This is a genomic window from Psychromonas sp. L1A2 (assembly GCF_009828855.1).
Lineage (GTDB): Bacteria > Pseudomonadota > Gammaproteobacteria > Enterobacterales > Psychromonadaceae > Psychromonas.
Map to the genome: position 1 here is coordinate 2428883 of NZ_WUAG01000001.1, position 13556 is coordinate 2442438.

Below are 13556 nucleotides of genomic sequence, written 5' to 3' on the forward strand. Positions count from 1 at the left end.
TTAATTCCTTTTATAACCTAACAAAATTAAACAAATAAAGTACAAACCACCAATAATCGACACTAAAATACCACTGGCAATCTCAAAAGGTGCAATTAAGGTCCTACCCAGTCCATCAGCCAGTAATAATAACCAAGCGCCGACTAAACCACTGCCAAGCAATAATACCCAATGACGAGTTTGCCCCATCAAGCGTAAAATATGTGGAGAAAGTAATCCAACAAACGCAATCGCACCTACCGCAGCAACTGCTGCTGCCGTTAACAAGACCACTAATAAAATGATTAATAAACGCAGTTTCATTAACGGTTGACCAAGGTGTAACCCCCAATCTTCACCTAAAGTGAACAAATCTAATTGGCGAGCCAATGCCACTAAGGCTAAACAACAAGGTAATGTCACCGCCAAGAGTAACCAACCTATCTGTGCATCGGCGCCGTAAGTTGTCCCGGTTAGCCAAAGCACTGTCACTGAAGCCGCGCCAGAACCAAACGTTAGTACCATTGATGCAATGGTGCCGCACCAAGCAGAGATGGCAATTCCTAATAGTGCGAGTTGAGAAACACGTAATTGATAACGCATTGCAATAAATAAAATACACACCACAATAGCTGCGCCAACTAACGCCCACAGAAAGAGATCAACACGAGAAGCCTCAGGCCAAACCTGTAAAGCTAAGATAATACATAACACTGAGGCCGACGTTGCACCAGAGATATCTGGACTTGCCATTGGGTTTCTAAACAGCGCTTGTAAAGTACAACCTGCCATTCCTAAACCAATACCCGCCATCACAGCAACGCCCATACGCCATGCTGTAAATTCAAAACCAATATCGCTAGGCCAAAAATACATCGCTGTTAATACCAACAAAAAAGCAGGAATCGCAATGGCAAAGAATTTAGGCAACTTGATTAATGCCGCTAATCCAAATCCACTTTCTTGCATCGCCATGCCCATCGCACCTTTTTTGCGCGTCAGTAGATACAAAAAAAATGGCATTCCGATTAATACCGTTAATACCCCCGTCGGTAAGCGAAAACCAGAAACAGGTAATGAACGTGAAAAGAGCTCAGCAACAATCACTAATAAAGCACCAAAAATACTGGCACAGATAACCTGTTGGCGTGATTTATTAAACCCTAGCATACGGGCAATATGAGGCGCCATTAAACCAACAAAACCCAATACACCCACCATCGCTGTCACTAATGATGCTTGTAACACCGCAATCAATAACAACACGGCACGCCAACGTCTAACAGATAAGCCAACAACATTGGCTGTATCATCACCTAAACTCAACATATCTAGTTGGCGATGGCATAACAAAGGTAATGCCAGTAATAATAAAGAAGGGATAAAAATTAGGCTGACTAATTGACCATCACTTTGACCAATATTGCCACTGCCCCACAGAAATAAACCATCCATACGTTGTTCTGCATAAATCATAATGGCAGATGATAAAGCTCCCACGGCAAGACTCATCGCCATACCGATTAAGATAAGCTGTAATTTACCGCCACCGATAACCTGCGACAGTAACAAAATCAACATTGAAATAACTAAAGCAAAAGAAAAAGCAGCGATCCACACTTCCCAAATACTAGGATCCTCAATAAAAAGATTAATAACCATCGCACCTAATAACGCACCAGCACTAATACCGATAGTTGAAGGTGAAGCAAATGAATTACCTAAAGCGGTTTGAACCACTGCCCCTGATTGAGCCAGTAAAGCACCGCATAATAGTGCCATTAATAAAGTAGGTAATAACAATTGATAAAAGTAAGTGATTTCATACTCGTTAATCAATACTGTTTGCTGATAATGTTGCCAACTAAATACAGCGACAACGATAACAAGCAATGAGATAAGTGACCAAACAGTGTTTCGTCCTTTCATTAATTCAACGTATTTAGCGAGCATGATTTTTCTCCAACAAGGTGTTAGTAAATGCTCGTGCCATTCTTACAACTGAAACAGGGCCACCAAAACTCCACAATGGAGACACCGTATAAATATCATCATTTTTAACGAACTGATGTTGTGCCCATAATGGTGATGTCATCATTCTTTCACCTTTACCAGCTGTTTCTTGCACCAGAATAAGTGCCGTATCTTGTAACATTTTAATTTGCTCTAGTTGTAAATGTGTAAAATCCTTACCTGGCAACGTAATATCCCATTGATAATCAAGCCCTAGTTGTGTCGCAATAGATGCCGCTAAACTTTGTTTAGAAAAAACACGTAAGCCATAACCCATTCCAACAAATTTTCCATAAGCTATTTTCTTACCTTGCAAACTTTCACTGCCTAATATCAAACGTAAACGAGCTAACTCTGCATCCATTTCCAACAACTGTTGTTTCGCTAATGCCGTTTTGCCAACACGCTCTGCAAGCTGTAAATAGTTGATTCGCATTTGATCCATATAGCGATAATCAGTTTGCTCAAAACGTGAAAATTGTTGAAGTAATAACGTCGGAGCGATGGCATTTAACTCATCTAATAAACGGGCATGGCGGAATGGATAACCAATAATAAGATCGGGCTTTTGTTCTATAACAGCAGGTAGACTAGGGAAAGCACGATTACCGACTTCAGCAACACCTTTAGGAAGAGCAGGATGATTAGATTGCCATTTTCGATAACCATTAATTGACGTCAATCCAACAGGCTTAATGCCTAAAGACAATAACATTTCAGCAGCAGACCAATTTAAGGCCACTGTTCGAGGCGTATTAATCAATGTAGTGGGGAGTGATAAAGGCAAAACAGCACCACTTGAAACGTCAATGGCTTCAAAATTTTTAACTTTAGTTGTTGTTTTAGTGTTTGTTATTTCATCTGATTGTTCACTAACTGATTGATCAAACGTCTGCTTCACTTCTTCACTAAAAGCGCTATGAGGTAGTACAAAAAAACCAGCTATTGCAATAGGTATAAACCAACGTAACATCAGTCAACCCTCTTTGCATTTGATTCAGTCTTTGCATTTGACTCACTCTTTACACTTGATTTGGTATTAGTAGTGGAATCGATATTGGTAGAAGATTCGGCATTAGCAATGAACTTAGTATCATTCAATTTAACCGCGTTAGTTCTTGGCCACAGTAAAGTTTGCCCTTCCACTTCAACACGCGCGACCGACGTATTATAAACTTGAGAGACTCGTTCTGCCGTTAATACTAAATCGATATCCCCTGCTGCAACCACTTTACCTTTTTCTAACATAATTGCATGATGACTAAATTCTTGCGCATGGTTAAGGTCATGTAACACCCAAATGATGGTTTTACCATATTGTTCATTAAGGCGTTTAACGATATGCAACAATTCAACTTGATGTCCAATATCTAACCAAGAAGTCGGTTCATCGAGTAAAACAATATCAGTATCTTGTGCTAATACCATTGCTAACCAACAACGCTGAGCTTCACCACCGGATAGTGTTTCAATGGCCAAATCTGCAAATTCAAGCACACCCGCTTCTTGCATTGCCCAATGCATTTTTTCTTTATCTTGTTTAGTTAATGGTGCAAACCAACGTCGGTGTGGATGACGACCAAACTCAACCAAATCAGCAACCGTCAAACCAACTGGCGTGCTATGTCGTTGTGGTAACATCGCAAGCTTAAGTGCTAAGTCAGCACGGGAATACTGCGTTATTCCTTTTCCAGATAATTGAATATCCCCAGTGTTAATTTTTTCCAAGCCAGCAATAAGTTTTAGTAACGTACTTTTGCCAGAGCCATTCGGGCCGATTAACGCCGTCACTTTTCCTTCTTGGAATTCACAGGATATATTATCTAGAATTAACTTGCCGCCTAAGCGACAAGTTAATTTATTCACAGTGAGTAATTCAGTCAATGTTAGAATTTCACATTATAGTTAACTGAGTAAGTACGGCCTTGACCTCTAAATTCAGTTAAGTTTGTTAATCCATAAAATACATCTGCACGTTGTGACCAAAGTGTTTCATAATCTTCATTGAACAAGTTTGTTACACCTAATTGCATACTACCTACTGGTAAACGTACACTAGTTAATAAATCAACAGTATTATAACCATCAATTTCTTCGTCATTTGCGTCTTCATAATCAAACAACTGAGTTGTTTGTAGACGAGTATTGGTTACATTTGTAGCCCAATTTATATAAGCAGTCGCCTTTGATGGGCTGGCAGTTGTAACAGATAAGTCTTGCCATTTACCATCGGTCTTACTTTCACTTACTATGTACTGAAAGTTACCACCGACACTTAATGCATTTGTTAAGGCATAATCAAGCTGTCCTTCTAAACCATAAATACGTACATCATTATCAATAACGTCAATTGAAAAGTCATCTTGAAGCTCAATTTCTTTATCTGAAATTGAATAGTACGCAGCTAACTGTGTAGAAAGCGATTCTTGATTTAAACGCCAACCTAACTCAACAGCATTAGTTTTAACTCCTTCCAATGGACTATCAGAAACATTTACACTGTTTGCAACACTACCATCTGCATTATAAGTACCTTGACCATAATACTTAGCACTATCAGGAATTTCGAAACCTTGAGATAAGTTTAACCAAACTTGCTGTTCTTCGTTTATTTTATATAAAATACCGGCATTAAGTAGTGTATTACTATAATCATTACTACCACCTTCGATGGCATCGTAATTAGTTGTATCACCTATTAGTCCAGCATACTGTTGCTCTGAATCAACAAAATCAGATACTTTAATATTCGTGTATTGATAACGAATACCGGCATGTAAGTTCCATGACTCATTAAGCTCATATTCAGCTTGTAAAAATGCAGCAACGGATGTGGTATCGATATCAGGGTAGCGACCAGCATCGCCGATTGGATCGTAAACTAATCCATTAGAAGCAGCGGCAGTACCAATATTGTAATAACTTTGTGTTGCCTCAAATTGTTCAAACTCTAAATCTGCGCCATACACTAATTTAAGTTGATCTATTGGTTGAGCAGTCAGTACGACTTTAGTCCCAATCACCGAAGTTTCTTGTTCCGACGCACTTACATTTGTAAAAGCACCGTTAGGAGCAGGGTTAAAACGCAATGATTCTTCACGGTAATATAGTTGCACATTTAACGTCTGATTATAAAAATCACTATCACTATAATTTGCGGCAAGCATTATTCTTTTAGTTCGAGCTTGATCATCCAAGTCGTAACCTTCAACCATTTCCAACTCTCTGCTTGGATCGAATAAGTAGCTATAACTTGGACCATAATCAATACCGTAATCACTATCTTGGCCACTATCGTAAAACTGCGCCATTAGCTCAAGGCGTTTAGTATCTGAAATTTCAAAACCAACATTACCTAAAATATCTAATTGAGAAACAAATTGAGAAGGTGTTTGAGCGAAATCATGTAAGATCATGTCGCCATCAGCATCATACCGACCTTCAGCTTGATCATAAGAAATCGCTAAACGTGCATCCATTTTCTCTGTTGTTTTAGAAATCGATTGTGCAACTTGGTACTGTATATCCTCTCTTTTATTAAAGCCAGACTTTGCACCTACCCAAGTTTCGCCATGAATGCCGAGCTCTTCATCACTGCCTTTTTTAGTAATAATATTGATAATACCACCGGTACTACCCCCCCCATACATTGCTGAAGCACCTGATATAACCTCAATTCGCGCTATATTAAATGGATTAATAGCATCGAATTGACGGCTGATACTACGTGAGGAATTTAATGAAATACCGTCAATCATCACTAATGCAGTTCTGCCTCGCATATTTTGCCCTGCATTAGAACGAGATTGGCTGCCAACATCTAAACTAGGGATCAAGTTCGCTAACGCAGCCTTAAAATCCACACCAGATTTTACTTGTTCAGCTATTTGCTCGCCCTCGACGACTAATACCGTTGCAGCAATATCACTAATACTTTGTGCACTTCGATTAGCAGTAACCACCATCGCATACCCATTATCATCTACGTCTGTTTTAGCTTGTGCTTGTACAGACATTCCCAGAATGCCGATGAGGATAGGGTTTAATATAAATTTAATTTGATTTGATTTAGTAAGTTTCATGAAAAATTCCGTTTAATTAAAAATAAAAGTTTGTTTAATATTTATGAACAAAGTTGAGTTTATTGCCATTAAATTTGATACCACTCAATCAGATACCAACAAATGGATCCTTACTCTTAATCTACGTTAAGGTTTTGCAATGCTTACTTTATTAGTCGTATTTACCCTATGACTTCGGTGATAAACCATTCCACCAGCACACAAGATCAATACCATTAATAAGATAAAACTCAGTAATAACGCTTGTTGGCCTAGTATTAAAAGTAATCCGCCAGCTAGACCTCCAAATGCATTTCCCAAAGTATGACCTTGAGATACCGCAGCAGATGTGCGGGCTTTATTATATTTGCTAGCGTGTATTGCTAATGCGGTATACCAGGCAGGTGCCATTGATAACGCAGCACTAATCAACACAACAGCAACAATCAATTGCTTCTGCATCACAAATAAAAGACTCCCAGCAATAAAGCTGGCAGAAATGACGAATATGAATAAAATCGGCGAACGACTAAGAGGACGATATAAAATAAATAATGACATTAGTGCGCTAGCACTGGCTGCAAACAAAAGGCTGGCGGTCATATTACTGGCTAACTCAGCACTGCCAAATTGCACCAATAACAAAGGACCTAAACTAAATTGCAGTTGTGATGAAAACAACGTAATTAAAATCGCTGCAATACAAACGGAGATAAGTAACGGATTAGCAACCAAAGAAAATACTTCTGTTTTTACAGGTCCTATAGATGTAGGAGAGGTATGTTGAGTTAGCCCATCTAAGCTTACTTCTTGTGTTGTTAATGGATAAGATGGGTTCTGATCTTCTTTAGCATTAGTACTAACATCAGCATCAGCATTATGACTAAACCAAGCAATCAAAGCGGCAACCAAAGTGACAGAAGCAATAAACCATAAACTAAAATAATTAATATCAATAGGAACAAAGGTTAATAAAGGAGCAGTTAATCGACCTATATTGGTCGCAATGCTTGACCAAACTAGCTTCTCACCTTTTTTATCGTTATGAGATAAGGTTAATTGCGCACTTGGAATAATGGCACTACAAAATAGACCATGCAGCACTCGCGCTAAACATAAAGCGATGACTAAGTTTACTCCTTGGAACTCAGAAAATTGTAGGAACGCAATAAAGCTTAATTGTGATGCTAAGAAACCTAATAATACCCAACGAACAATAACCAAAATTGATTGATTAGCTGACGCACGCTTATCTAATAAATGTCCCCACCAGCCAGAGCAACACATAAAAACAAACGTCCCTAAAGACAGAGGTAAAGCTAAGGCAAATGCCGAGATTCCACCTTGTAGCATCATTGTGGGTACGAGTATGAGAATTGCTCCTTGCAATGCTCCAAGTACCCAACAAGATAAAACGGCCATCCCTTGCATTTTATTCCCTAAATTATTATCAAATATCACGAATGGTAATTAGTATCATTTGCGATGATGATATTCCAAATGAAAACAATTGTCATTAAGATTTATTAAATTTTATTGAACTTTTTCTAATTGAGTTCTTATTGATAAATAACGAGATATTTTTAAGATAAAAACATGATATTTAAAATAAAATTAAATAAAGCGATTTATAGAGAAATTAACTATTGTTAATGAACTACGATATAAACAATGCACGTTGCGGTTATACCGATTACATTAAATAACCGATCTAAATTTTGCGCAGTAAAAATGAGTTAGTTCAAGGCAAAAATTGAGATAAATAGTTGTTCCCTTTACGAAATTTACAACGAAGAAATAGGTTATTTTAACAAGTAAAATAGATGATTTAATTAGTGTGATTGGTATTAGCCTTAAACAGAGAGGCCTAAGCATCAACATAGAAGAGAGTTTCTAATAAATATAGAGATAAGCCTAAGCAAAATTTTAACATTAGATATAGAGGAGGTTATAAATAGAAGTTACATATAGAAATTATATATAAAAATTATGAATAAAAATGGCAAACAGAATCCATGCATTTAAGTTTATATTTTTGACGGAGGAGATTAATCGAATTAAAAGCAATAGAAATAGAATAAGCAGTAATAAATAAATGAGATATCAAGGATATATAAAAATGAAAAGAAGAAGAAAAATAAGTATTAACACTAATATTTAACGATAAGAAATTAAACGCTAAATATTAGTATATATTGAACGGCGTAAGTTAAGTTATTCATGACCGCCTTTTACTATTTAGCCACTTTAACCGTCGTCGGGTCAATCCCATATTGGCTTGCTAAATATTGTAGATATCCAAGATCTTCACACATACTTTTCCCTGGTTCATCGGAAATTTTGGCAACAGGTTTGCCGTTAACAGACACCATTTTAATAACGATACTCAATGGCACATTACCAACATCGTTCATTAAATTAGTACCAATACCAAACGACACTTTAATACGCCCTTTAAAGCGTTTCCATATTTCGATCATGCGAGGGAAATCTAACGAATCACTGAATACCAGCGTTTTTTCAAGCGGATCAATATCCATACGATGATATAAATTAATCGCTTTCTCACCCCAAACAAACGGACAACCGCTATCATGACGTAAACCATCGTAAAGCTTGCCAAAATAAGGGTCATCAAAATCACGAATAAATGAATCCATCGAATAACAATCAGTTAATGCAATCCCTAAGCGACCTCTATATTCTCTTACCCACCCTTCTAACGCGGCTTTTTGTGCTTCAGCTAATCGAGTAACGGCTTGCCAACTTTGGAACCATTCGTGAGCCATTGTTCCCATTGCAGGTAAATCGAGCATTCTTGCAAAATGAACACAACTCGTTCCTAAAAAGGATTCTGGCAATTCTGTTTTAAGGGTTTTTAAGACTTCCTCTTGCCATTGTTTACTCGCGCGGCGTCGCGTACCAAAATCAATAAAATTGAGTCCTGTTAAATCTTCTTCTGTTTTGAACAACGCTATTTTTGCGGCTAATTTTTCACGTGCAACAAATAAATCGAATCCACCACAGTTAATATAAGTATGTAATTCACTAATAATAGAAAGTGCATAAATTTCAAATAAACTGACATGTAACAAAGGCCCATCAAAGCGTAAGTTAATGTTTTCTCCATCTGAATGTATATGGATAAATTTCATGTTCAGCTTAAATATGCGTAAAAACTCAATGAAGTCAGGCTTAATGAAAGACATTTTAGCGAGATAATCTAATTCTTCATCGGTAAAGGAAAGCGTACAAAGGTGCTCAAGTTGATGCTCAATATCCGGGATTAACGTTGTTAAATCTAAACCTTCTTTATTACGACAAGCGAACTTCCATTGCACATTCACTAATCTAAATTCAGCGGCATGGTAAAAAGCTTGAAGCATGCTTATTTTATAAAAATCTATATCCATCAGGCTATCAATTAACCAACGATCCACTTTTGTATTACTCATTTACACTCCAATTCCTGACTGTTGGTGATCAATACCACACCAGCATCTTGCATCTCTTTACATGCAAGTTTAATTGTTTCGTTATCCACACCTCTGCAAGCAGCGAGATTAACAACGACTTTAAAACCCGCTTTACATAGTTGTAAAACGGTTGTTTTAACACAATAATCGGTGGCTAATCCCCCCACTATGACGTTGTGTATTTTTTGCTTAATTAACCACTCAATAACTCCAGTGCCCTTGCTTTCACTTAAATCATGGAAACAAGCACCGTATGGGTGCATTAAAGGATCAATTCCTTTTTCTACTACATAGTCATAACTGCTTTCTTGAGGTAAACCAGGAATTAACGTATTGCCTTTCGTACCAACAACGCAATGTGCTGGCCACTTTATGTCTAAATTAGGATAATCACCTTCAACGGGTGACATTATTTCATCGGGAGAATTTGCAATCCAAGGCGCTTCAGCTGGATGGCAATCTTTACTCACGACTCGACATTGAGCAAACTCTGCTTGAGCATTTAACTCATCGGCGATCAAATCTCCTTCAGCAATAGGCAATTCATTAGGACACAATGGTGTAAAACCACATTGAGGATCAACATCAAAACTGGCCGTTAAAGATTTATCAAGTTTGATCATATTTTTCTCCTACTTTTGTTCAATATTACAATCAAGTTCCATCAATTTATTCATTATTCCGCTAATAATATGAGTGACTCTTTTTGATAAAGTGCCTATAGCTTTCTGATCATTAACGTTAATAGATGAAAGATACACTAGAATAACGCCCCTGTTTGTTTAATTACTAATAAACTTTGTTTATATATTGTGATTAATACTGATAATTAGACCCATAATAGCTCTGATGATAGTTGATAAAGCAAGCCAGATAGTTATGTTATGAATATTACGTATATGACCGTTTTATTAAAAAATGCCATTAAAGTACACTAAAATAATCAACTTAAGGATTATTTAACGACTTTTCAGGGTATAAACTCATTTTTATGATGGTTTATGTAGCCTCTTTGGCTAACTTTTATTATTCTTAAACCATTATTTACAATAATTCATATTTTCATGCGTTTTTGCTTTCACTATATGAGTTTAATTACATTCAAGGATTTAAATGAATACTGATACACATGTGTCTAATCGATGGTCAAGTCGATACGCGTACGTTTTAGCTGCAACTGGTGCAGCTGTTGGTCTTGGTAATATATGGAAGTTTCCATATATCATGGGTGAAAATGGAGGCGGTGCGTTCGTATTTGTTTACCTTTTATGTATCTTCTTGATTGGTATCCCCGTGATGATGGCTGAAGTCGTTATCGGTAAACGAGGACGTTCAACTCCTGCGAATGCCATCGCACATGTTGCAACTGAATCAGGCCATTCTTCTCATTGGTCAATCATCGGTACCATTGGTGTATTAGCCGGTTTCTTAATATTAAGTTTTTATACCGTTATCGCAGGATGGGCTGTCGCTTATGTTTTCTTTGCAGGCTATGGTGAATTCAGCGCAGCTGCTGCGGACCCAGCAACGAATGCGGATATGATTGGTGCTCTGTTTACTGACTTAATCACTAGTGTTCCACAACTGCTTATTTGGTCTTCATTAACGCTTATTGCTGCTGTTTATGTGATTTCAAAAGGGGTTAAAAACGGATTAGAAACAGCGATTACTTACCTAATGCCGTCGTTATTAATCCTACTGGTAGGCATTATGCTTTATTCAGCAGTGGTTGGTGATTTCGCATCTGCATTTGCCTTTATGTTCCATGTTGATTTTTCTCAACTAACAATCGAAGGTGCTTTAGTGGCATTAGGCCATGCCTTTTTCACACTGAGTTTAGCAATGGGTATTATGATGATTTACGGTGCATACTTACCGAAAGGTGTGTCGATCGTTAAAACGTCTATTACTATCGCAGTTGCAGATACGATTGTTGCATTAATTGCTGGTTTAGCAATTTACCCAATCGTATTTGCTAACGGTTTAGAGCCAAGTGCTGGACCTGGTTTATTGTTTCAATCACTTCCTCTTGCATTCGGTTCAATGCCATTTGGTGATTTAGTAGGCACATTATTCTTTATCATGATTGTGTTTGCAGCTTTTACCTCTGTTATTGCATTACTTGAATCTCCAACGGCCTACTTAGCTGAACGTCAAAAAATGAGCCGTACTAAAGCAGCAATCATTGCGGGTGTGACGGTTTGGGCTTTAAGCCTATTAACCATTTTTTCATTCGCGGGTGCTGAATGGACTAAGCTTTCATTTGGTATGGGTGGAGATATCTTTGAGTTCTTAGATTACATCACGGCTAATATTCTTTTACCGCTTGGTGGTATCTTTATCTCAATATTCGCTGGTTGGGTAATTAAACCAGAGATTTTAAAAGAAGAGTTCCAAATGTCAGCTCTTTCTTTTTCTATCGTAATAATGTTGTTACGTTTTGTAGCACCAATAGGTATTTTACTTGTCTTTGCAAACGCAATTGGTTTGTTTTAATCATAAAGTAAGCGATTAGTTTCGTCATAAAAATACTGACAAAAAAGCAACTCATTGAGTTGCTTTTTTATTAGCTTTACATTGTAATTCGTCTCTGCTGCCCCCTATTAGTCAGGGCTTTATTCAGTTATGTATTGAGCCAATTAGCCACTCACTATGCAGAATGATGTACTGTGTAAATAGACCATTTATTCTCATTAATGTTATGCAACGGATACAAAGTCAGCAACTGAAAAAGGAGTAGTAGCCCCCTCACTCCCCCATTCCATCACATTGCTACTTTCACTAATATCGAAACAGTATTCTCCTGCTAAATCGTTAATTATTTTAGCTGAACGCCATGCAGCTAAACTCAATTGTGGGTCTGCAATACCGTGACTCCCTAGCCCCGCATTAACCGCATAAATACTATTTTCTGGATTACCTTGCCATTGTACTTTAAAGTTTTCATCTAACTGTAATAACCCATCTTCACATAAATTTAGTTGGTCCATTATCGGCGCTAAACAACGTGGTAACTTAGTCTCAAAACCAGTGGCTAATATCACAACGGTTCCACTATGGCTTTCTTCTAAACCATTTAAGCTATTCTTAACATCCATGTTAAAACCATCGAATCGTTGAGTCATTGATGTCACGGTTCGGTGTGGTAATAAACGTACCCATTTGCGTTGTTTTTGCACTTCAAATTTATCGTACAACTCTTGGTAAATAGCACGTAAGGCTTCGGTCGTAATTCCATCACTAGTGAGTTTTTGTGCCTCTATTTCGCGTTTTTTAACCACCTGATCGAGATGATAAAATTGCTCTACATATTGAGGAACAAAAAATTCATTAGCGAATGCAGCTTCATCTAACGCTTGGAAATTAGCACGTCGAGATAACCAATCTAATTGTGCAGGTTGCCCCCAATGACCACGTAATGCATTTAAAAATATATCGGCACCCGTTTGACCACCGCCGACTAAGACCACTTTTTTTCCTGTTAAATCTATATTACGTAGCCCCATTTCACTTGCATGGAAGCAATTATCGCCTAAGCTCGTTTTTAGATATTCAGGTACATAAGCAGACTTACCAGTGCCTAAGCATAAATGCTTAGATTCGAAGTCACCTTGGCTTGTAGTCACTACAAAGCGATCCTTAACGTGTTTAATCTCTTCAACTGCATGGGAAAATTTAACTTGTTCAATCTGCTTTGCTGTCCATGATAAATAGTCAGAAAATTCAGCACGAGTGATGGTTTGCATTTCTGTATTTAAGAAACGATAAAACTTTTTATTTTTCACTAAATATGACATAAAACTATAAGGGCTTTCAGGCTCAACCGCAGTGACTAAGTCTTTTAGATAAGAGGTTTGCATATAAGTATTAGGCAACATCAGCCCTTCATGCCAAATAAACTCCTTTTTATTATCGAAGAACTGACTCGATAAATGAGGTACACGCTCAAGGAGAGCAGCCACACTTAGGTTAAAAGGACCAACACCAACACCTATCAAATCAGTTAGCTTTTTCATTATATTTTCCT

9 protein-coding genes are annotated in these 13556 nt (G+C 37.5%); 1 reads left to right on the plus strand and 8 read right to left on the minus strand.

Annotated features, from left to right (window positions below; translation table 11 throughout):
• From GQR59_RS10270 to GQR59_RS10300, 7 genes are all read right to left on the minus strand, one after another.
• On the minus strand, positions 1-1932 hold the full coding sequence (locus tag GQR59_RS10270; RefSeq protein ID WP_160062207.1) for an iron ABC transporter permease: 1932 nt from the start codon (positions 1930-1932) through the stop codon (positions 1-3).
• Positions 1922-2965, minus strand: coding sequence for an ABC transporter substrate-binding protein (locus GQR59_RS10275; protein WP_160062209.1), 1044 nt, complete (start codon positions 2963-2965; stop codon positions 1922-1924). Before GQR59_RS10275 ends, GQR59_RS10270 begins: the two co-directional genes overlap by 11 nt.
• Positions 2965-3876, minus strand: a complete 912-nt coding sequence (locus tag GQR59_RS10280) for an ABC transporter ATP-binding protein (RefSeq protein ID WP_160062211.1) — start codon at positions 3874-3876, stop codon at positions 2965-2967. Before GQR59_RS10280 ends, GQR59_RS10275 begins: the two co-directional genes overlap by 1 nt.
• A gap of 2 nt (positions 3877-3878) precedes the next feature.
• The gene (locus GQR59_RS10285; protein WP_160062213.1) at positions 3879-6074 is read right to left on the minus strand and encodes a TonB-dependent receptor; all 2196 of its coding nucleotides are present in this window, start codon (positions 6072-6074) and stop codon (positions 3879-3881) included.
• A 126-nt stretch (positions 6075-6200) separates the two neighbouring features.
• Positions 6201-7484 carry an MFS transporter gene (locus GQR59_RS10290; RefSeq protein ID WP_160062215.1) on the minus strand — a complete coding sequence of 428 codons (1284 nt, stop codon included), beginning with the start codon at positions 7482-7484 and terminating at the stop codon, positions 6201-6203.
• Between the two features lie 803 nt (positions 7485-8287).
• The gene (gene pncB / locus GQR59_RS10295; protein WP_160062217.1) at positions 8288-9508 is read right to left on the minus strand and encodes a nicotinate phosphoribosyltransferase; all 1221 of its coding nucleotides are present in this window, start codon (positions 9506-9508) and stop codon (positions 8288-8290) included.
• Positions 9505-10152 (minus strand): isochorismatase family protein, encoded by a 648-nt coding sequence (locus tag GQR59_RS10300; RefSeq protein ID WP_160062219.1) that lies wholly within the window; start codon positions 10150-10152, stop codon positions 9505-9507. The genes pncB and GQR59_RS10300 overlap by 4 nt, the downstream gene beginning before the upstream one ends.
• Positions 10153-10642: 490 nt before the next feature.
• On the opposite strand from GQR59_RS10300, the gene GQR59_RS10305 reads away from it, so the two are divergent.
• Entirely contained in the window at positions 10643-12025 is a 1383-nt protein-coding gene (locus GQR59_RS10305; protein WP_160062221.1) for a sodium-dependent transporter, read from the plus strand.
• A gap of 203 nt (positions 12026-12228) precedes the next feature.
• Here the strand turns inward: GQR59_RS10305 and GQR59_RS10310 are convergent, their stop codons facing one another.
• Positions 12229-13545, minus strand: coding sequence for a lysine N(6)-hydroxylase/L-ornithine N(5)-oxygenase family protein (locus GQR59_RS10310; RefSeq protein WP_160062223.1), 1317 nt, complete (start codon positions 13543-13545; stop codon positions 12229-12231).
• Positions 13546-13556: the final 11 nt, after the last annotated feature.

What these genes read in the sequence shown, in the direction of transcription:
- GQR59_RS10270 (WP_160062207.1), bottom strand. Translation starts at nt 1,932, where the DNA reads ATGCTCGCTAAATACGTTGAATTAATGAAAGGACGAAACACTGTTTGG.
- pncB (WP_160062217.1), bottom strand. Translation starts at nt 9,508, where the DNA reads ATGAGTAATACAAAAGTGGATCGTTGGTTAATTGATAGCCTGATGGAT.
- GQR59_RS10290 (WP_160062215.1), bottom strand. Translation starts at nt 7,484, where the DNA reads ATGCAAGGGATGGCCGTTTTATCTTGTTGGGTACTTGGAGCATTGCAA.
- GQR59_RS10300 (WP_160062219.1), bottom strand. Translation starts at nt 10,152, where the DNA reads ATGATCAAACTTGATAAATCTTTAACGGCCAGTTTTGATGTTGATCCT.
- GQR59_RS10275 (WP_160062209.1), bottom strand. Translation starts at nt 2,965, where the DNA reads ATGTTACGTTGGTTTATACCTATTGCAATAGCTGGTTTTTTTGTACTA.
- GQR59_RS10305 (WP_160062221.1), top strand. Translation starts at nt 10,643, where the DNA reads ATGAATACTGATACACATGTGTCTAATCGATGGTCAAGTCGATACGCG.
- GQR59_RS10285 (WP_160062213.1), bottom strand. Translation starts at nt 6,074, where the DNA reads ATGAAACTTACTAAATCAAATCAAATTAAATTTATATTAAACCCTATC.
- GQR59_RS10310 (WP_160062223.1), bottom strand. Translation starts at nt 13,545, where the DNA reads ATGAAAAAGCTAACTGATTTGATAGGTGTTGGTGTTGGTCCTTTTAAC.